The following is a 20,686-nucleotide window of genomic DNA, read 5'->3' as shown; positions in this document are numbered from 1 at the left end:
CTCTCCCAATCATTATTTGTCGGGCAAGGCTAGCCGCCCGCTCCGCCCATGCCAAGGACGAATACCGACAAAGGGTATTGACCAGCCGGTCAAAGCACCTTAAAAAAGCGCACCTCTCCTGAGATCGTCACCGTGAAACTGATCACTTTCGATCCTTTCCGCACTTTGGGCCTGCCCGGCGTGCGTTATATCAAGCCGGAACACATGAACCAGCACCGCGAGACCCTGGCGGAAGCGGACTGGTTACTGTTTCCCGGCTTCTGGCAGATCAACAGTCTGCACTATGTGCTCAAGCGCCCCATCTTCCCCAGCCTGAGCAGTTACCACCTGGGCCACGACAAGGTGGAAATGACCCGAGCTCTGCAAACCGCCTGCCCTGAGCATGTGCCGGAAACCCTGATTGTGGCTTCCGACAAGTACGGCATTGGCCAGGTGCTGGATCAATGGCGGTTTCCGTTTGTGGCCAAATCAGTGCGCTCCAGCCAGGGCATGGGCGTCTACCTGATCGAGAACCGCCAGCAGTTTCTGGATTATGCGGAGCGCGAAGCCGTGCTCTATATACAGAAGCTACTGCCCATTGTGCGCGACCTGCGCGTGGTGGTGGTGGGCGAGGAAGTGGTGGCCAGCTACTGGCGGGAAGGAGTGGGTTTTCTGAACAACGTGAGCCAGGGCGGGCGCGTGCGCACCGATCTGTCGGTACCGGACAATGCCATTTCCCTGGTGGAGGGGCTGGCCCGTTATCTGGGTATCAACCATGCCGGCTTTGATGTGGCCATGGTGGATGGCCACCCCTACATCCTGGAATTCAATCGCCTGTTCGGCAACACCGGCATCCCCGACCTCAATCAGCGGGTTCAACAGGCCATGAGCCACTACCTGCTGGGCGAGCCATCGTCGCCGCCCTCTTCGGACAGCAAGGTATCCGCCTGAGTGCGCAGCAGGTTCTGGTAACGGTGAGCCAACTGCTCAACCGGCTGTAGCCGTACCTTGTGATCGCCGGCGGTAACCACCTGGGCCTTTTCTGGCTGGTACAGGGCTTTCACATCCAGCTCGGTGGCGGCCAATTGTGCTTCCGGCACATTCAGCCGACCCGGCACCCCTGCCACACAGAGGGACCAGGCTTCCTGCTGGCCCCTATCGGTGGTGACCAGCGCCTTGAATTCCAGTGGTGGCTTGCCCTGCTGCTTGCGTAACGGCGCCAGAAGGCGCACTACACGGAGGAACAGCAGGCCCGCGCACAGCGCGGAAAACGCACAGCGGGACGCCGGCTCCTGATAGAAAAACAGCCCGGCCTGATCGCCTACCCTTTGGCCTACCCGGCCACCATAGATACCCGCCACCTTGTCGAGAATCTGCTGATAATCCGCCAGCACCTCGGCCATGGCCGCCTGGGTATAACGCTGACGGATATGTTCAAAATTGACGATGCTCAGGCGCAGCTGGGCCAGTGGCTCAGCGCCTTCCGGCAAGGGCTCGGCCAGCGCCTGCGTCGATGCAGGCGTGGCCAGCGGTGATGTTGCAGGGGGCTCCACTGGCGTCGGTTCTTCAGGCTCCAGCGGAGGCGGCAGCAACCGTTGCTGAATCAGGGCAACAGCCACACGCAGCAGCAACAGGCACAATACGGCCAGCACAAAGCCGGCCTCCAGCCGCTGGCGCGGCAGGGCACTGGTATCACCTAGCAGGGTCAAAGTGCCGGCCAGCTCCCCGTCCGGCAACGCCACCGGCACCGAGACCACCAAATCCGAGCGTGACACTCCGGACAGCCCCACCTGAATATCCGCCGCATCCAGAAAGCGCACCCCGGCCACCGGGGCCAGCTGCACGGTTTCCCGACCGATCAGGTTGATGCTGATGGAGTCATCGCTGGCCAGGGCCTCGGCAGCCCGGCGGGCAGTCTGTTCGGCCAGCGCCTGCAGCTGTACCTTGCGCTCCTGCTCAAGCCGCGCGGAGAAGTGCTCAAGAAAATAGACACCGACCACCAGCATGGCCAGCAGCATCAGGATCAACTCACGCAGCAGGCTGCGTTGTTGCCGAATCCATGGCCGCCATTGTTCCCACAGGGACATAGAGTTGCATTCCGTAGTATTGAGCTTGCGCGCAGTATAGCGCGACAGGAAGAGATGGCGTTGACCGAATCGGCGCACCTTAGCAGCGATGATGCCCCTACAGGCTATTGGCGATGTAAAACATCGCTAATCCCCAAGGCACTGCCGCTTGCGGTACCATTTCTGCTACCCTTACGCGGTTTTCGCGGGAGCCACTGCTTCCGCCTTCCGCTTGTCTGACTTGCCCCCGGGAGCCCATGCGTGCGCGAGATCATTCTGATTCAGGTATCCGGCAGTGACCGTCCCGGTCTGACCGCCGCTTTCACCCGGATTCTGGCCCGTTACCGGCTCAATATCCTGGATATCGGCCAGGCCGTAATCCACGACACCCTGTCGCTGGGCATCCTGGTGGAAACTCCGCCGGACGCGGAGTCCTCCGCGGTGCTCAAGGATCTGTTGTTCGAGGCCCACAAGCTGAATATCAATGTGCGCTTCCGCCCCATCGACGAAGACCGCTACGAAGAATGGGTATCCGGCCAGGGCAAGGACCGCCACATCATCACCCTGCTGGCGCGCAAGATCACCGCCGAACAACTCTCCGACGTGACCGCCACGGTGGCAGACAACGGCCTGAACATTGACAGCATCGCCCGCCTGTCCGGTCGGGTGCATCTGGAAGGGGAAGCTCTCAACGAAGACAGTCGCGCCTGCATCGAGATTTCCGTGCGCGGTGAGCCGAAAGATGGCGAAGCCATGCGCGCCGCCTTCCTCAGCATCGCCAACGAACGCAATCTGGACATCGCCTTCCAGCGCGACAGCGCCTTCCGCCGTAATCGGCGCCTGGTGGTGTTCGATATGGATTCCACCCTGATCCGCTCGGAAGTGATCGACGAGCTGGCCATGGAAGCCGGGGTGGGCGAAGAGGTGGCAGAAATCACCGAGCGGGCCATGCGCGGCGAGCTGGATTTCAATGAAAGTTTCCGGGCCCGGGTGGCCCTGCTCAAAGGGCTGGATGAAGGTGCCCTGGAGCGGGTGCGCGAACGCATCCAGCTCACCGAAGGCGCACAACGGCTGATCAGCACCCTACGCGCCCTGGGCTATCGCACGGCAATTCTATCCGGCGGTTTCACCTGGTTTGGCCAGTGGCTCCAACAATTGCTGGGCATCGACTATGTGTATGCCAATGAGCTGGAAATCGAGAACGGCCAGGTCACTGGCCGGGTAGTCGGCCAGATCGTCAACGGCCAGCGCAAGGCAGATCTGCTCAAGCAGATCGCCACCCAGGAAGGCATCAGCCTGGAACAGGTTATTGCCGTGGGCGACGGCGCCAACGACCTGCCCATGCTCGGCGAAGCCGGCCTGGGCATCGCCTTCCGCGCCAAACCCCTGGTAAAACAGAACGCCGAACAGGCCATCTCCACTCTGGGCCTGGACGGGATTCTTTATTTGATCGGGGTAAGGGATAAGGATCAGGCGGAGCTGCTTAAGAGCAATTGAAAATTGATAGTTGAGAATTGATAACTCGCGGACAAAGCTTAGCTGGTTATCAAACGACAAGAGGCCGCGCCCATGAATTGGTCGCGGCCTCTTGCGTTCAGGAATAATTTTAGCGCCGCATGCGCGTTATCAATTATCCATTATCAACTGTCAATTAATTACGCCGACTCCGGAATCTGCAACGTATCCATCGGCGCTTGCAGGTAGAAGCCTTGCAGGTAATCGATCCCGCCGAGACTCCACAGGGCCTGCATCTGGGCGGCGGATTCCACGAAACCTACCACCGTCTTGCGGTTGCCTTCCTTCACCTGTTTGACGATCTCGGTGAGCCGCTGGCGGCCTTCGGCCTTGGCCACATCCTGGGTGAAGGAGCCTTCGAATTTCACCATGGTGGCGGGAATGTGCTGGAACAGTTTGAACGGATCCAGGCCACCGCCGAAGCGACTGATGGAGATGCCGCAGCCGGCGCTCTTCATCTTCTCGGCAAACACGCCGGCCTGCTTCAGGTAAGTGGTAGCATCGCCTTCGGTGAGCTGGAAGGTCAGGCGGGAGCCGTCCATCTTGGCAGCACGCATGGCCTTGAGCAGCCAATCCGCCAGGGAGGCATCCGCCAGAGAACCGCCGTTGATATTGAACACCAGCTTTACCGGTTCGTTCATGGTCGCTGCCGCGCGCATGGCATTGAGCACCACCCAGCGATCGATCTTGCCCACCAGACCCTGTTCAGCAGCCACCGGAATGAACTCGCCGGCCTCCATGGCTTCGCCCTGTTTCTGGGGCAGGTTCACAAACACCTCGAAAACATGCTCGCTGTCGTCTTCCAGATTCATCAACGGCTGGTAGCGCAGATTGAAACTACCCTGCTCCAGCGCCTGACGCAGCAGCATGACGATGGCCTCGGAAGACCCTGCGGCCACCTCGTCCATGGGGTCGTGCACCTTGATGCTGTTGCCTTTGCCACTGTTTTCCCGTTGGGCCTGGTTACAGCATTTCAGGGCCGTGGTCAGGGTGCCCTGACCGCTGCGGGCATCCTCACGGACAAAGGCCACGCCCACACTGGCGGTCACGTGGATGGTCTTGGCCGACACTTCCGGCATCAGCCCTTCAATACCCGCCCGCAGACGCTCGGCCAACTCTTCCGCCTCATCGGTGTCAGCCACCGGCAACAGCACGGCAAAATCCTCGCCATCCACCCGGGCCAGCTTGGCATCACCAACCTGGCCACCAAGCCAGTCGGCCACCGCCCGCAAAATTTCATCGGCGCCATCAATCCCCAGGGAGGACTGATGTTGCTCGAAATCATCCAGACGCAGGTACAGCACGGTAGCCAACTGCCCTTCTCTGGCCGCTTCGGCCACCGCATCATCAAGCTGATCCATAAACCATTTGCGGGCGAACAGGCCGGTGACCTGGTCTTTCTGGCTCATCTCATGGAGCCGTTCCTGCATTTCGTTCTCATCGACCCCGCCGGCGCGGATCACGATCTGGGTACAGGCTTCGCCGTCGTAGGTGCTGGACGAGAAGGTAAAGGACGCATCGAATTCATTACCCTCGGTGTGAACGCCCTTGCACTCCAGTTCCTGGGTCTGGCTTTCATCCTGGGCGCGGCTACGCAGCAGCTGCTTGAGCTTGTCGTGGTCGGCCGCCGACACCATGTCCATGATCGGCACGCCAGCCAGATCATCCGCACTTTCATAGCCGAACAGCTCCACATAATTGTCGTTGGCGTGAATATGCATGCCATCGAGTACATAAGCGATGGCATCACGGCTCTGATCCATCAACAGCGCCAGGCGTTTTTCCGCATCGTGGCGAACAATCTCGGAATGCTGGAGTTCCTTGCGCAGGCGCAGATTTTCCACCACCCGGTCCACCATCAGAGTAAGCATGTCCCGGTCGTCATTGGGGACCACGCCACTGGCACCTTGCAGCAATGCGGCTTTTACCGTCTCGGCAGAAAAGGTGTTTTCCAGCAGAATCACCGGCACCGCCTTGCCCAGACGCTTGAGGTGAGCCATGGCCGATTCGAAACTGCCATCGCCAAAGGTCGGCCGGCACAGCATCAGCTCCCAGGCACCGCCCTTGAGGGCACGCAGCAAGTCATCTTCGCCTAGCGCGAGTTGCGCCCGGGTCGCCCGGCCGGCATTGCGCAGCATATTCATCAGCTGCTCAGCCTCATCCTGTGAATCGTGGGCGATCAGTAAACGGAGATTATCCAGGGCATAGCTCATGGGGTGACGACTCATACTGTTTTCGTACGGCCCACCATTGTGCCTGACAACCCTGTCTTGGCAACTTTCCAGCAGAAAAAGATAGAACCGACCGACCTTTCCAGGGAAAGATCGCGACAGATTCCGGGTTTTCTGTTTATGAAAAGCAACCCGGCCAATGGCAAAAGACCATCACACAGCATCCTCGCTGTGAACATAGCAAACGGGTCAGACGCGCATCAGCGCGCCCTTGAATGATTAAAGACTGGACCAGATCGAATCCAGATCACCTTCATCATCATCGCTCACCGGTCTGACGGGAGCAGCAGGGGTCGCCATATCCCGGAACGGATACTGGCTGAATCCGGATGCCCCCTGGGTTCGGCGAAGCAACTGTACGCGTCGGGGCTCGCCGGCCTCAACCAGCTCCACTTTGACCCCCTCATTGAAACCCACAGTGGGTAGCAACAGAGTGGCCGGCTGACCAACGCCGGTCAATTCCGGCAGCAGGATAGCCCGCATGAAATCACTGTCCTCCCCCTGCTTGCGCAGAGCACGAGCCGCCACCGGCCGGCCTCCCGGAGCCAGCAACTCCACCCCGAAACGGGCACCGTGATTGGGTAACTGGGTGACCCAACGCACCACCGCCAGCATCCACTGACTATCCGGGTGATCACGCAGGGCCAACAACTCGCCGGTGCGCATCAGGCTTGGCGTATTGCCTTGCCAGGACAGGCAATAGCCACCGGGGCTGGCATTGACCTTCTGGCAATGATAGCTCTCCGGCAGTGAAGCCTCGCTGCGAAGCGAGGTGTCCGGTTTGCTGATATCAATGGTTTCATTGGGAAATTCGGACTGATAGGCCGTGGCCCAGGGGTCTTCCTTTTGCTGCTTTTGCCGGGTGTTCACTTTGATATTACGCAGGAAGGGATTGTTCTCTTCCCCGTCCCCCATCACCGACAGGCTGCCGCGTTCGATCAAGGTTTCAAACGGCACCTTGCCGGACAGAAAATAATGTACGCCCACCAGCCCAAAGCACAATTCGATCTCGCCGCTTTCCGCCATGCGCTTGAAGGCCCGCTCGGTGAGCGCGCCCCACACCTGCTGCAGATGGCTCATCATGCTGTCATCGAGTCCCTTGGGCACGAGCAGATCGCTGTTCTCCGGCTCCGCTTTCCAGGCACTGATGGCCTGCACCAACCGGGTGGAATCAATATAACGCCAGCTATCCGTGGCCTGGGAGGCGTGGGTGCGATAAATCGGCGGGCGGTCTGCCTGCAGATCGAATACAAACAGATCTTCATCATCACTGGCGGTCTTAATCTCGATCAGATCCCCCCAGCTGAACGCGGCCTTGAACAGGGCTGCCAGCTCCTGCTGGCGCAATTGGTTAGGCTTGGCGGTCGCCAGTAACAGACAACGGGCATAGGCAGACTGGATACTGGAATTGCCCTTCTCGTCGTCCACCGGCGAAGCCGCGATGCCGTGCAGTTCCGCCAGCAGATAAAGCTGATGCAGCTCCAGCCAGAGATGGCGAGGGCTGGGGAAGTACAACTGGTAACAACGCAACAGCGTATCGCCAAGAGCACTGATGGCACGATGAATCGATGTGGTCACTGCGCGCCGGACCGCCTTGTCCTTGAGCTTGCGCATGCCTCTCACGGCCACCAGTTTGTAACCACTGGCCAGGTGCCCCTGCAGGGCCTGGGCCAGGCTGGCCACGCGACGCGCCTTGTCCGGCAATACCAGGGACTGGTTCAGGTAATGTTTCTGCAGGGAATCGCTGACATGCAGAATGGAAGGACGCACCACTTCCAGCAACTGGAAGCGCTGCTTGGAGTCGATGTGCAGCCGGTTCAGCTCCTGAATGAACTGATAAAGCTGACGGGCAGTTTCTCCCATGTTCATAACCGGGAGAGCGTCAACCCATTGTTGCAGCTTCTTTGGCTGATCAGCGCCAAGTGTCAGGTGCGGCAAATCCTGCTCGGGCAGTTTCAAGCGCACCGTTTGGGCTGGTTGCTCCATGAAGATAATCCTTATCTCGGTGGCACCCAGATGGGGAACCCTGAACAATTTCTCCGGGAAGCTTGGCAGCGACTCCGTAAGGCCAAAAATATGCAAGAAATTGTTAAAGGAGCCCTCTAGTTATTAAGTAGTAGCTCTTGTTTTCTATGTGTCCTTCGTCACACGACTTTACGATACCGTTACACACCTGTAAATATTGTGTTCGCGCCGACCAGCGGATGCCCTAGCCCGCCAATACGGTCTTTGCCGGCTCCCCCGGCTCTTCCCGGGACAGCCTGGGCACCAGAAAACCCGGCAACCGACTGCGCAGATCCCTGTGCAATTGCATCGCCACCGAATCCGGCACCGCAAAGTGCGCCGCCCCTTGCACCGCATCCAGCTGGTGCAGGTAATAGGGCATCACCCCTGCCACATGGAGGCGATCTGACAGCGCCTCCAGCGTATCAACAGAATCGTTCACCCCGGCCAGCAACACACTCTGATTCAGCAGGGTGATCCCTTCCCGTCGCCACTGCTGGCAGCGACTCACCAGCTCATCGCTGATTTCCCGGGAGTGATTGGCGTGCAGCACCAGAGCAGTCTGCCAGCGCGAATCCGACAGCAGCGCCAGCAGCGGCTCATCCATCCGCTCGGGGATAACCACCGGCGTGCGGCTATGAATACGTAGCCGACGCAAATGAGGAATCTCCGCCAGCGCCGCCAAAAGTTCCTGCAAGCGCCGATTGTTCAGCGTCAGCGGATCGCCACCGCTGAGAATCACCTCGCCAATGTCCCGGCGCGATGCCAGCCATTCCAGGGCCTGATCCCAGCGCTTGCCGCTCAGGTGACTCTGGTAGGGAAAATGCCGGCGAAAACAGTAACGACAATGCACCGCGCAGGCACCGGTAACCACCAGCAGTGCGCGACCATGATACTTGTGCAACAGCCCGGGCACCGGCGTGTGGGAGGCTTCCTCCAGCGGATCACTGCTGTAACCGTCCTCTTCCCGCAGCTCCGCCGGCACACTGAGCACCTGGCGCAACAGCGGGTCATGCGGATTACCCGGCTCCATCAAACGTACATAGCCACGGGGCACGCGCAGGGGGAAATCCTTCGCCGCTGCAAGGCTTTCAGGCAGGGATTCAGCACCCAACCCCAACAGGCTGAGCAGCTCTGCCGGGTCGGTAATCAGGTCCGCCTGCTGGCGCTGCCAGCCCGGTAACTCCCAACCGTCCCTTTCCTGCGTTATGATGGGGGTCTGCTGATGTTTCATTTTCGTCTCTGCTGGAGTTCATTTTTTCGTCCGGCAAGGCGGAAGGAGTGCGGCATAGTCTTTCATATGTAAGCGACTGACAATGCAGCTGGGCGGAAAAAGGGGCCCAGCCCTTCGGGTTGTGCCTGCAAGCGCACCACTCGTTGTTACAAGTCGTTCATTTGAATAAAACCAAACATCTCTCCTTGTGCCTAGATTGGTGCGCTTGCAGGCACAACAGAGACGCAAATGAAACATTAGCAGACCCCGCACCCTCTGCGACGCCATACATCAACCTTTGGAACAACATTTATGGCCAACTATTCTACCAGTGAATTCAAGTCCGGCTTGAAAGTGATGCTCGATGGCGACCCTTGCGCCATCATCGAGAACGAATTCGTCAAGCCCGGCAAGGGCCAGGCGTTCAGCCGTGTCCGCCTGCGCAACCTGCGCAGCGGCAAGGTCTGGGACCGCACCTTCAAGTCCGGCGACTCCCTGGAAGGCGCCGACGTGATGGACGTGTCCATGCAGTACATCTTCAACGACGGTGAATTCTGGCACTTCATGGACCAGACCAGCTTCGAACAGAAGCAAGCGGATGAAGCTGCCGTGGGCGATGCCAAAAAGTGGCTGAAAGAAGAAGACATCTGCGAGGTCACCCTCTACAACGGTGAACCCCTGTCTGTCAGCCCGCCGAACTTCGTGGAACTGCAGATCGTGGAAACCGACCCGGGCCTGAAAGGCGACACCGCCGGCACCGGCGGCAAGCCTGCCACCCTGACCACCGGCGCGGTTGTGCGTGTGCCGCTGTTCGTTCAGGAAGGCGAGATCGTCAAGGTGGACACCCGCACCGGCGATTACGTGGGTCGTATCAAGAGCTAGTTGTGAGCGACTGGCAACCCACTGCCTCGCTGGAGGCCATCAAAGCGCGCGCCGAGCTGCTGAGCACGGTGCGCGCTTTTTTTGCCGCCCGCAACGTACTGGAAGTGGACACCCCACAGCTGGCCCGCTACGGCGTCAGCGACCCACATATCCAGTGCATCCCGGTACCCGGTTACGGCTACCTGCAAAGCTCACCGGAATACCACATGAAGCGCCTGCTGGCAGCGGGTAGCGGGCCCATCTACCAAATCTGCAAAGCCTACCGCCATGGCGAAGCCGGCGGCCGCCACAACCCCGAATTCACCATGCTGGAATGGTACCGCCCCGGCTTCGAACTGAATGATCTGATTCAGGAATGCCTGACCCTGTTCGCCGATCTGTTCACCGATGTGCGATCACAAACCTACCGTTTCCGCGATCTGTTCCACGACGTCACCGGTCTGGAACCGCTCACCGCCGAGGACCCGGCACTGATCGCCCACGCCGAATCCTGCGGCGCCCCGAAAGGCCTGAACAAAACCGCCGCCGTGGACTACCTGATGGCCACCCAGATAGAAGCCGCACTGCCCGCTGAGCAACTGTCCGTGGTCACCGACTTCCCTGGCTGGGCCGCCGCCCTGGCGCAAACCGGCGAGGACAGGGACGGCGCCATCGTCGCGCGCCGCTTCGAAATCTATTACCGGGGGCTGGAGCTGGCCAATGGCTATCAGGAACTCACCGACGTTACCGAACAGCAGCAGCGGTTTGAGAAAGACAATGCACTGCGGCGAGAACAGGATATGAACACCATGGAGGAAGACGCCTATCTACTGGCAGCAATGGCATCATCTCTCCCCGAATGCAGTGGCGTCGCCATAGGGGTTGAGCGCCTTCTCATGGCCGGGCAGCGTCTCAACAATATCGACCAGGCAATAATGTTTCCCTTCAACAGGGCCTGATTTTCCCGGGAGACGTCAACCGCTCCCACCTCTACTCGTTACAGGGTAAGAACTCCCTGAAATCCTGATTCTCCAGCAGCTCGTATATTAAAAACATGATCTATCGCAACGCCCCAAACTCAGCTTTGCGTATGGTCTGCTGCCACTTGTATATGACTCTGAGCGCGTTCACGCTGCAGATAATCAAATCTATATTTCTGACCATGGCGGGGTGGAGGCACACACCAATTCTTCCCTGGTGATTCATATCATAGCAAAGCCAGAAAAACAGACACTGACCGCACAAGGAACACTATGGACAGGCTAAGACGGTGGAAAAACCAGCTACTGGGCGATGTCGGCACCGTCTTCTATCTATCGCTGCTGTTAATTGCCGGTTTTCTGGCAGCAGCCATGGTCGACCCCGAAACGGTGCAGAGACAAGCCCAGAAAATCCTTGATGCAACAGCCAATAATTTTGGCTGGTTATACTTGATGGCAACCAGCGGCTTTGTTCTGTTCGCTCTGGGGCTGGCCTTCTCTCGTTTCGGCAGTATTCGTCTCGGCCCGGATGACGAGCCGCCGGAGTTCAGTTTCAAAAGCTGGCTGGCCATGATCTTTTCCGGAGGGATGGGCGTAGGCCTGGTGTTCTGGGGCGTAGCGGAGCCCATGATGCATTTCAACTCGCCCCCCCTCGGGATCGGCACACCACGAACTGCAGAAGCTGCACAGACGGGTATGCGCTATGCTTTTTTCCACTGGGGGCTACATCAATGGGCTAATTTTACGGTGGTCGGGCTGGCTATTGCCTATGTGCGCTTCCGTCACAACAGCCACGGACTGATCAGTGAAACCTTTAGGCCCCTGCTCGGTGACAGAGTAGATCACGGCTGGGGCAAGGCAATCGACACTCTGGCGGTCGTCTCTACGCTTTTTGGTGTGGCCACCACACTCGGTCTGGGTGCGCTGCAAATCAATAGCGGGCTAGCCAGGCTCTCCGGCGTACCCTACGGGGCAACGCCGCAACTACTGATCATGGCCGGGCTCGGCGTGTTATTTATTCTCTCTGCCATGACGCCCCTGAAGTGGGGAATCCGCTATCTCAGCAGTGCCAACATGGCGCTGGCAGCGGGGCTCTTACTGTTTGTTCTGATACTCGGACCCACCCCGTTCATCTTCAGCGAATTCACTCAAACCGTAGGTGAATACCTGGGTAACATTATACAAATGAGCCTGGTAACCACCCCTTATTCCAGTGAACACTGGGTGCAGCAGTGGACCATCTTTTACTGGGCCTGGGGCCTCAGTTGGGCGCCCTTCGTGGGCAGCTTTATCGCCCGTATTTCCCGGGGCCGATCAATTCGCGAGTTTGTCCTTGGTGTCATGATCGTGCCAGTGATTTTGAGCATGCTCTGGTTCTCCACCTTTGGCGGATCCGCTATCCACTACGAATTGTTCGGGAATGCCGGTATCGCTGACGCAGTTGCACAGGAAGTGCCGGCCGGGCTTTACGTACTGCTGGAGCAACTGCCGGGTGGATTCTATGCGGCAATTGGCGCCATCATTCTGGTGGCCATGTTTGTGGTCACGTCGGCAGACTCCGCCACCTTCGTGCTGGGCATGTTTACCTCCAAAGGCATCCTTAACCCTACCCGCTTTGTACGCATCCTGTGGGGCCTGCTGCAGCTACTGATGGCGTCAGCGTTACTACTTAGTGGCGGCCTACTTGGTCTTCGCACCGTCTCCATTGTTGCCGCGTTTCCGTTTATGCTGCTGATGGTCCTGATGGCGTATTCTCTTTATAAAGACCTGGCCCTGGAATCGCGCCGCCGCGAAGAGAGAGACAAGCTCCTGAATGAACGGATTGAACGGCTGCTACTGCGAGAATCTGAACGGGAAGCGGAACGATTGGCGGCGGAAGAAACCCATCCCACCGCGCCGGAGACGCTACCCTCTGAACCGGAAGAAGCCGATACAGTGCAGTCGAAAGATGCTGCAGCGGGCGATCAACCCGGCTGAACGCTGGCGAGGACATTCCCAACCTGCAAACACAAAAAAGGCCGCACCCAAATCATGGAAGCGGCCTTTTTCTTTCCTGATCAACACCCCGCTTCCGCGAGCTATTGATTATTCACTGTTAACTATTCTCCGCCCTTACGCCATTGCCGGCTGAGCCACCGAATTGGCCCGTGCCACCGTCTCGGCAATCAGATCGCCAATCCGGTCAATCGCCGACGGCGGGAAGTCGTGGCCCATGCCTGGAATGATGACCAGCTTGGCGCCGCGAATGTGGCGGGCAGAGGCCTTGCCGCCGGCGGGGCGGATCAACGGGTCGGCACCGCCGTGGACCACGGTGGTCGGGCAGCGGATCTGTTTGAGGTGTTTGGTGAGGGTACCGGTGGCCAGGACGGCCAGGAACTGGTTGCGGATGCCACGCGGGTTGATGCCGCGGGCCCAGCACTCACGGTACATGGCCTCCAGTTCGTCGCGGCCCTGGGGCAGGGTGCCGGCCAGCTTGCTCATCATTTCCAGACCGAAAGCCACGAACTGGTCTTCGGTTTCCACCTTCACTCTCGGGGCCACCAGGGTCTTGAGGGCCGCCGGTTTCGGCAATGGCAGGTAGGGACTGTTGTTGCTGGACATGATTGAGGAGAGCGACAACACCCGATCCGGATGGGTGGCAGCCAGCAACTGGCTGATCATGCCGCCCATGGAGGCGCCAACAAAATGGGCACGCTCTATGTTAAGGGCATCCAGCAGGCCAACGGTGTCGGCCACCATGTCGTGCAGGGTATAGGCGCTGTCCACGGACAAGCCCAGGGTATAACGCAGCAAGGCGACCAGCGGCCCCTGCTTGAACGGTTTGCGAATGCGGGTGGATTTACCCACATCCCGGTTGTCGAAGCGGATCACCCGGTAGCCACGATCCACCAGTGTATCCAGCAACGGTTCCGGCCAGAACACCATCTGCGCGGACAACCCCATGACAAAGACAATGGGCTCCCCGTTTTCCGGGCCACGACTCTCATAAAAAAGCTCGATACCGTTACTGCTCACCGTGCCTGACTGCATATGTGATCCCTTCATTGTTCTAATGCGAGCTGATCAACATAGAAAAGCCCCGGGCAAACCACAAGTTCCGACGCCGCGATTGGCCCGATGGGCCGACCAGTTCACATCGAGCTATACCGTAATCGCTCGCCACAACATATCGAACAGCACCCCGTGCTGATCCGCCATGCGCCCGGTACGGCCGCGCAGCAGATGCATCTGGGAAATGCGCAGCAGTACGCCGTAGAAGAAATCCAGCAGGATCGGGGTGGCCACCTGACCATTGAGGATACCCTGCTCCTGCCCTTCACCCAGCACGCTCAGGAACAGCTCGGTAAGCCGCTGCTGCCCCGGCGTGGTATCGCTGCCCCAGCGGCCCGGATACACCGAGTTGATCATCATCCGCCCCATCTGCGGGTTGCGATCGAAGAAGTCCAGCACCACCCAGAACACCTTGCTGAGCCGGTCGCGGAACGTATCGATGCCGGCCAGGTGATCCAGCATGCGCTCCGCCAACTGCTCCAGGCCGTGATGCAGACAGGCGCTGAGCAGCGCTTCTTTGCTGCCGTAGTAGCGATACAGGGTCTGCAGGCTGCACTGAGCCGCTTTGGCAATTTGCTGCAGCGTGACCTGATGGAATTCCGAGTCCGCAAACACCTGCACCGCCGCCCATTCGATGCGCTGGCGCACCGCCGGGTCCTGGCGGGATTCGGGAAGTACTGCCGTACCGTTTCTCACACGCTCATTTCCTTTCTCTGTAATTCTTATTACACCTGTGTCGGACAGAGCTCATTGCGACATTGACTCCCTGCCAAGAGGCTTCTAGTCTCGACACACTTTGTCACCATTCAATGTCACATTTCGTGTAATCAAAATTACACCGTGACCGGCAACCCCTGCAAGGAGTCTGGAATGCCTGTTCGCAAAATGAAGCTGGCTGGCCGTAGTGGCCGCGTGGCCGTGGTGGATGGTCTGCGTACCCCGTTCGCCCGTATCGCCACCCACTACAAAGACATGAACGCCATCGAGCTGGGCGCCATGGCCGTAAAAGAACTGATGGCCCGCAACAACCTGGACCAGCGCGACATCGAACAACTGGTGTTCGGCATGACGGTGATGATCCCGGAAGCGCCCTTTATCGCCCGGGAGATTGCCCTGGCACTGGGCATGAACACGGTAGACGCCCACTCCATCACCCGTGCTTGCGCCACCAGCTTCCAGACCGCCGCCAGCGTGGCGGACAATATCGTCGCCGGTTACAGCGATATCGCCATCGCAGGTGGTACCGACTCCACCAGCTCTGCCCGGGTACCCCTGTCCTCGGAGCTGAGCGCCGTGCTGCGCGATGTGAGCTTCGCCAAGAGCATGACCGACCGCATCAAACTGCTCAGCCAGCTGAAGGCGAAAGATTTGCTGCCCCAGGCGCCGTCCATCACCGAATACTCGGTGGGCGAGACCATGGGCGAAAGCACCGAGAAGATGGTGAAGAAATGGGGCATCAGCCGCCAGGAGCAGGACGACCTGGCCCATGCGTCCCACAGCAACGCCGCCCGCGCCTGGGCCGAAGGTCGTCTGGACAAGCAGGTGATGACCGCCTTCCTGCCTCCCAAGGCCACCCCGCTAAAGGACGACAACCTGGTGCGCAAGAATTCCGAGCGCGCTGGTTACAGCAAGTTGAAGCCCGTGTTCGACAAGGTGTCCGGTAGCGTCACCGCCGCCAACAGCAGCCCGCTCACCGATGGTGCTGGCGCCCTGCTGATGATGAGCGAGAAAAAAGCCAAGGCGCTGGGTTACGAGCCACTAGGCTATATCCGCTCCTACGCCTTTGCTGCCCGCAGCCCGCAGGATGATTTGCTGATGGGCCCGGTGCTGGCCGCCCCCATGGCCATGGCCCGCGCCGGCCTCACCCTGAACGATCTAACCCTGGTGGACATGCACGAGGCCTTCGCCGGTCAGGTGGCCTGTAACCTGAAAGGCCTGGCCGATGACGACTATGTGCGCAGCCAGACCGGCCTCGCCGCTCTCGGCGAGGTAGATCGCAGCATTCTCAACGTGAACGGCGGCTCCATCGCCTACGGCCACCCCTTCGGTGCCACCGGCGCCCGCGTCATCAGCCAGGCACTGTATGAACTGCAGCGTCGCGGTGGCGGCCTGGCCCTGACCACCGCCTGCGCCGCCGGCGGTATCGGTGCCGCCATGGTGCTGGAAGCGGAATAAGCAGCGGAACAAGGAGATCCCCATGAGCAAAACGCAACGTGCTTTTACTCTCAAGCCGCTGGATAACGGTGTGGCAGTACTGGAAATCAATGTCCCCAATGATGCCCAGAACACCCTGAAAGCGGAGTTTGCCGACGACTTCAACAGCGCCTTTGCTGCCATCGAGAAAGCCAAACCCAAAGCGCTGGTGCTGTACTCCACCAAAGCAGGCTCATTCATGGCCGGCGCCGATATCAAGCTGTTTGAAAGCGCAAAGACCGCGAAAGAAGTCAGCGATCTGTCCACCCAGTGCCAACAGACTTTCCAGAAACTGGAAGACCTGGATATCCCGGTGGTTGCCGCCATCAAGGGCGCCTGCCTGGGCGGCGGCATGGAACTGGCACTGGCCTGCTCCTACCGCATCGCCGCCAGCAGCAGCGACACCGTGCTGGGTCTGCCGGAAGTGATGCTGGGCCTGCTGCCTGCCGGCGGCGGTACCCAGCGCCTGCCTCGCCAGGTCGGTATCGCCACCGCCCTGGACCTGATGCTCACTGGCCGCCAGTTGAAAGCCAAACCGGCGAAGAAAATCGGTCTGGTGGATGAAGTGGTGGAAGGCGTGGCCGTCTACGACCGTGCCGTGGCCCGCGCTCTGGAGCTGTCCGACGCCAGGGAAGAAAGCAGCGTCAATCTTGCCAGCTACTTCAGTAAGGACGGCCTCACCAAGGCAGCGCTGGAGCAGAACAGCCTGGGCCGCAAGGTGGTCTTCGATCAGGCGCGCAAGCAGACCGCGAAAAAGACCCACGGTCTGTACCCGGCACCGCCGGCCATCATTGATGCGGTGGAAGCCGGCTTCGAGGAAGGTATCGAACAGGGTTACGCCACCGAAGCCCGTCTGTTCGGCGAGCTGGCCATGTCGCCCCAGTCGAAACAGTTGCGCGGCATTTTCCACGCCACCAATACCCTAAAGAAAGAAACCTTTGTGGCTGACGGCCTGAAAGCCCGGAACATCGAAAAAGTCGGTGTCCTCGGCGCCGGCCTGATGGGGGCCGGCATCGCGCTGACCACCATCAACAAGGCCAAGCTGCCGGTGCGCCTCAAGGACCGGGACGATAACGGCCTGGCCCATGGCGTGAAATACGTCAGCGAGTTCTACAACAAGCGCGCGAAAAAGGGGGCCATGAGCGCCGCCGATGCCAGCGCCGAACAGGGTCGCATTTCCTACACCGCTGATTACAGCGGCTTCAAGGGGCTCGACCTGGTGGTGGAAGCGGTGTTCGAAGACCTGGGTCTTAAGCACAAGATGCTCAAGGACGTGGAAGCCAACGGCAACAAGCACACCGTGTTTGCCTCCAACACCTCTTCCATTCCCATCACCGACATCGCCAGTGCCGCCGAGCGCCCGGAAAACGTGATCGGCCTGCATTACTTTTCCCCGGTGGAAAAGATGCCGCTGCTGGAAATCATCACCACGGACAAGACCGCCCCGGAAGTGACCGCCGGCTGTGTGGCCTTCGGCAAGGCCCAGGGCAAGACCGTGATCGTGGTGAAGGATGGCCCCGGCTTCTACACCACCCGCATCCTCGCGCCCTACCTGAACGAAGCGACCCGCCTGCTCACCGAAGGGGTGGATGTGAAAGCTGTGGACAAGGCGCTGGTGCGCTTCGGCTTCCCGGTGGGTCCCATCACCCTGCTCGACGAAGTGGGTGTGGATGTTGGCACCAAGGTGGGGCCGGTACTGGAAAAGGCCTTTGGTGACCGCATGGCGTCACCGGATGCCGCCGGCCTGATGATCGAAAACGATTATCTGGGCCGCAAGAGTGGCCGCGGCTTTTATATCTATGAAGGCGTGGCCAAGGGCGAAAAGCCGGTGAATACCGCTCTCTATGAGCTGATGAATGTCACCAGCGAGAAAGATGCGGATGACGAGGAAATCGTCAGCCGTTGTGCCTGGCTGATGATCAACGAAGCCGCCTACTGTTTGCAGGACGGTATTATCAGCGACCCCATGCACGGTGATATCGGCGCCATCTTCGGTCTGGGCTTTCCGCCCTTCCGCGGCGGCCCGTTCCGTTACATGGACAGCCTGGGCCTCACCAATTCGGTGCGTACCCTGGAGCGGCTGGCCGAACAGTTTGGCGAGCGCTTCACACCCGCTCCGTTATTGGTAGAGATGGCCAAAAAGAAACAACGCTTTTACGAGTAAGCGTCCGGCGCCTGTTTACTAGCGCCTGTAAACGTTCGCCCTGCCCCGCAGGGCCTAACAACCTCAAAGGAACCACAGCATGTTTCAACAAGTGATGAACTGGATGCGGGACAACAAGATTCTCCCGCAGATCTCCGACACCGAACGGCAAGCGCTGGAAGCTGGCGATGTGTGGATTGATGGTCAATTCTTCGGCGGCAAGGTGGACTTTGAAAACATCCTCGCCGAAAACTATGACCAGCTCCCCGCCCACGAACAGGCGTTCCTGGACGGCCCGGTAGAAGAGCTGCTGAAAATGGCCGACGCCTACGAGCTGTCGCGCACCCGCAAGCTGCCGGACGATGTGTTCAAGTTCATGGCAGACAATGGCTTCTTCGCCATGCAGATCGCCAAGGAATACGGTGGCATGCCCATGTCCACCCAGGCCAAGTCCTGCATCATGGCCAAGGTCAGCTCCTATTCCGGCCTGCTCAGCGCCATGGTGGTGATCCCCAACTCCCTGGGCGCCGCCGAACTGCTTGGCCACTACGGCACCGACGAGCAGAAGAACTACTACCTGCCCAAGCTGGCCAAGGGCGAGTTCATTCCCTGCTTCGGCCTCACCGAGCCCACCGCCGGTTCTGACGCTGCCTCCCTGAAAGCGGAAGGCGTGGTATTCAAGGACGACGATGGCGAAGTGAAGTTCAAGCTCAACTTCCGCAAGCGTTACATCACTCTGGCACCAGTCGCCAACCTGATTTCCCTGGCAGTGCGCCTGCACGATCCGGAAAATCTGCTGGGCAAAGGCGAAGAGCCGGGCATCACCGTGGTACTGATCGAAAAAGGCGCCCCGGGTACCGAAGGCCTGCATATCGGCGATCACCACCAGCCGATTGGTGAACACTTCCCCAATGGCCCCATCGTCGGTCGTGATGTGATCGTAGGCGCCGACAAGGTACTGGGCGGCGTGGAATACACCGGCATGGGCTGGAAAATGCTGATGGAAGCCCTGGCCGGCGGCCGCATGGTCTCGCTGCCTGCTACCGGCATCTGCGGTGTGCGTCACGGCGCCATGATTTCCGGCGCCTACTCCATGGTGCGCCAGCAGTTCGGCATCCCCATTGGTCGCATGGAAGGCGTGGAGCACAAGATCGGCAAGGCCGCCGGCATGACCTACGCCTTTGACGCTGCCCGCGTGTTCGGCTGCTCCGCCGTGGATCACGGCATTCAGCCGCCGGTAATGTCCGCGGTAATGAAAGCCTACTCCACGGAAATGGGCCGTGAGATCGGCACCGATGCCATGGACGTGACTGCCGGCTACGGCGTTATGCAGGGCCCCAACAACACCATGGGTCGCCTGTACAACTCCGCGCCGGTGAGTGTCACCGTGGAAGGCGCCAACATCATGACCCGCACCCTGATGATCTTTGGTCAAGGTGCTACCCGCTGCCACCCCTACGCCTACAAAGTAGTACAGGCGGTGGAAAACGAGGATGTGGCCAGCTTCCGCAAAAACCTCACCGGCTGGATGCTGCAGTTCCTGCTAGGCATGGTGATGACCCTGGTACGCGGCGTTACCCGTGGCTGGTTCACCGTGAAGGTGCCGGATGTGGAGCCGAAGACCAAGAGCATCTACCGTCGTCTGGGCTGGGCAGCCACCCGCTTTGGCTTGCTCACCAACCTGGCCATGTTCTTCGTGGGCGGCAAACTGAAAGCCCGCGGTAATCTGACCGGTCGCTATGCGGATGCGGTTGCCTGGTTGTACATCACCACCTCTGCCCTGCGTCGTTTTGAAGCCGAAGGCCGCAAAGCAGAAGACCTGGCGCTGGTGCAATATTCTGGTGAATACGGCCTGACTCAGATCCAGAAAGCCTTCGAAGGCATCTATGAAAACTTCGGTGGCCCGGTGGGTGTGATCCTGAAAACCGTGGGCCGTATCTGGCTGGGTCTGAACCCGCTGGCCAAACTGCCCGATGACCAGCTGACTCACAAAGCCGCGCTGACCCTGCAAAGCTACGGCGAGCAGTACAAGCGTCTGGTGGGCGGCAACTACATGCCGGAAGAAAGCGACCAGGGTCTGGGGCGTCTGCTCAAGGCCTTCCGCCTGACCACCGAAGCTGAGCCGGTTCGCGCCAAGATCCGCGCCGCCCAGAAAGCCCGCAAACTGGGCCGAGGCAAGGTGGATGAAATCGCCGCCGAAGCGGCCCAGCAAGGTGTGATCAGCGATGCGGAACTGGCACTGCTGAATGAGGCTACCGCAGCCTGCATGCTGGCCATCGAGGTGGACGTGTTCACCAAGGACGAGTACTACGGCGCCGGTGGCATTCCTGCCATGAGCGCCACCGGTGACGGTGGTGTGGAACAGCCGCCGGAGTATGAGCTGGCCAAGGCGGTCGGCGAATAACTCCCCTGACACCGAACGCCCTTCCGGGCGTTCGGTTTTCTTTCTT

14 protein-coding genes are annotated in these 20,686 nt (G+C 59.6%); 8 read left to right on the top strand and 6 right to left on the bottom strand.

What is annotated here, in order from left to right; translation table 11 throughout:
* The first annotated feature begins 132 nt into the window (after nucleotides 1-132).
* Nucleotides 133-930 carry an ATP-grasp domain-containing protein gene (locus T9A_RS11035; protein ID WP_035248337.1) on the top strand — a complete coding sequence of 266 codons (798 nt, stop codon included), beginning with the start codon at nucleotides 133-135 and terminating at the stop codon, nucleotides 928-930.
* On the opposite strand, the gene T9A_RS11030 is transcribed toward T9A_RS11035, so the two are convergent.
* Complete coding sequence (locus T9A_RS11030) at nucleotides 873-2,066, bottom strand: hypothetical protein (protein WP_052042853.1); 1,194 nt, start codon at nucleotides 2,064-2,066, stop codon at nucleotides 873-875. The two genes, T9A_RS11035 and T9A_RS11030, sit on opposite strands and share 58 nt — an antisense overlap.
* Before the next feature lie 240 nt (nucleotides 2,067-2,306).
* Here T9A_RS11030 and serB point away from each other — a divergent pair, with 240 nt between their 5' ends.
* Entirely contained in the window at nucleotides 2,307-3,542 is a 1,236-nt protein-coding gene (serB, locus tag T9A_RS11025) for a phosphoserine phosphatase SerB (protein WP_035248335.1), read from the top strand.
* Between the two features lie 158 nt (nucleotides 3,543-3,700).
* On the opposite strand, the gene T9A_RS11020 is transcribed toward serB, so the two are convergent.
* From T9A_RS11020 to epmB, 3 genes are all read right to left on the bottom strand, one after another.
* A complete protein-coding gene (locus T9A_RS11020; RefSeq protein WP_232222083.1) occupies nucleotides 3,701-5,788 on the bottom strand; it encodes an EAL domain-containing response regulator in 2,088 nt (695 codons plus the stop codon).
* A gap of 222 nt (nucleotides 5,789-6,010) precedes the next feature.
* Complete coding sequence (locus tag T9A_RS11015) at nucleotides 6,011-7,777, bottom strand: cyclic-di-GMP receptor FimW-related protein (protein WP_035248331.1); 1,767 nt, start codon at nucleotides 7,775-7,777, stop codon at nucleotides 6,011-6,013.
* Nucleotides 7,778-8,000: 223 nt separating this feature from the next.
* A complete protein-coding gene (epmB, locus tag T9A_RS11010) occupies nucleotides 8,001-9,029 on the bottom strand; it encodes an EF-P beta-lysylation protein EpmB (RefSeq protein ID WP_052042849.1) in 1,029 nt (342 codons plus the stop codon).
* A 291-nt stretch (nucleotides 9,030-9,320) separates the two neighbouring features.
* Between epmB and efp the strand changes: the two genes are divergently transcribed.
* The 3 genes from efp to T9A_RS10995 all read left to right on the top strand — a co-directional run bounded on the left by efp (nucleotide 9,321) and on the right by T9A_RS10995 (nucleotide 12,826).
* Entirely contained in the window at nucleotides 9,321-9,890 is a 570-nt protein-coding gene (gene efp / locus T9A_RS11005; protein ID WP_035248329.1) for an elongation factor P, read from the top strand.
* A gap of 2 nt (nucleotides 9,891-9,892) precedes the next feature.
* Complete coding sequence (gene epmA / locus T9A_RS11000; protein ID WP_035248327.1) at nucleotides 9,893-10,828, top strand: EF-P lysine aminoacylase EpmA; 936 nt, start codon at nucleotides 9,893-9,895, stop codon at nucleotides 10,826-10,828.
* A gap of 294 nt (nucleotides 10,829-11,122) precedes the next feature.
* Entirely contained in the window at nucleotides 11,123-12,826 is a 1,704-nt protein-coding gene (locus T9A_RS10995) for a BCCT family transporter (RefSeq protein ID WP_084573480.1), read from the top strand.
* A gap of 135 nt (nucleotides 12,827-12,961) precedes the next feature.
* On the opposite strand, the gene T9A_RS10990 is transcribed toward T9A_RS10995, so the two are convergent.
* Together T9A_RS10990 and T9A_RS10985 are read right to left on the bottom strand one after the other, a co-directional pair.
* The gene (locus tag T9A_RS10990; RefSeq protein WP_035248324.1) at nucleotides 12,962-13,879 is read right to left on the bottom strand and encodes an alpha/beta fold hydrolase; all 918 of its coding nucleotides are present in this window, start codon (nucleotides 13,877-13,879) and stop codon (nucleotides 12,962-12,964) included.
* A 111-nt stretch (nucleotides 13,880-13,990) separates the two neighbouring features.
* The gene (locus tag T9A_RS10985) at nucleotides 13,991-14,596 is read right to left on the bottom strand and encodes a TetR/AcrR family transcriptional regulator (protein WP_035248322.1); all 606 of its coding nucleotides are present in this window, start codon (nucleotides 14,594-14,596) and stop codon (nucleotides 13,991-13,993) included.
* Nucleotides 14,597-14,770: 174 nt separating this feature from the next.
* On the opposite strand from T9A_RS10985, the gene fadI reads away from it, so the two are divergent.
* The 3 genes from fadI (at nucleotide 14,771) to T9A_RS10970 (ending at nucleotide 20,640) form a co-directional block, all read left to right on the top strand.
* A complete protein-coding gene (gene fadI / locus T9A_RS10980; protein WP_052042844.1) occupies nucleotides 14,771-16,075 on the top strand; it encodes an acetyl-CoA C-acyltransferase FadI in 1,305 nt (434 codons plus the stop codon).
* 22 nt (nucleotides 16,076-16,097) lie between these two features.
* Nucleotides 16,098-18,257 (top strand): fatty acid oxidation complex subunit alpha FadJ, encoded by a 2,160-nt coding sequence (gene fadJ / locus T9A_RS10975; protein WP_035248321.1) that lies wholly within the window; start codon nucleotides 16,098-16,100, stop codon nucleotides 18,255-18,257.
* Between the two features lie 79 nt (nucleotides 18,258-18,336).
* Nucleotides 18,337-20,640: an acyl-CoA dehydrogenase gene (locus T9A_RS10970; protein ID WP_035248319.1), complete on the top strand. Its 2,304-nt coding sequence runs from the start codon at nucleotides 18,337-18,339 to the stop codon at nucleotides 20,638-20,640.
* The last annotated feature ends 46 nt before the right edge of the window (nucleotides 20,641-20,686 follow it).

This window comes from Alcanivorax jadensis T9 (assembly GCF_000756655.1).
Lineage (GTDB): Bacteria > Pseudomonadota > Gammaproteobacteria > Pseudomonadales > Alcanivoracaceae > Alcanivorax > Alcanivorax jadensis.
This window is presented reverse-complemented; position numbering and strand designations above follow the sequence as displayed.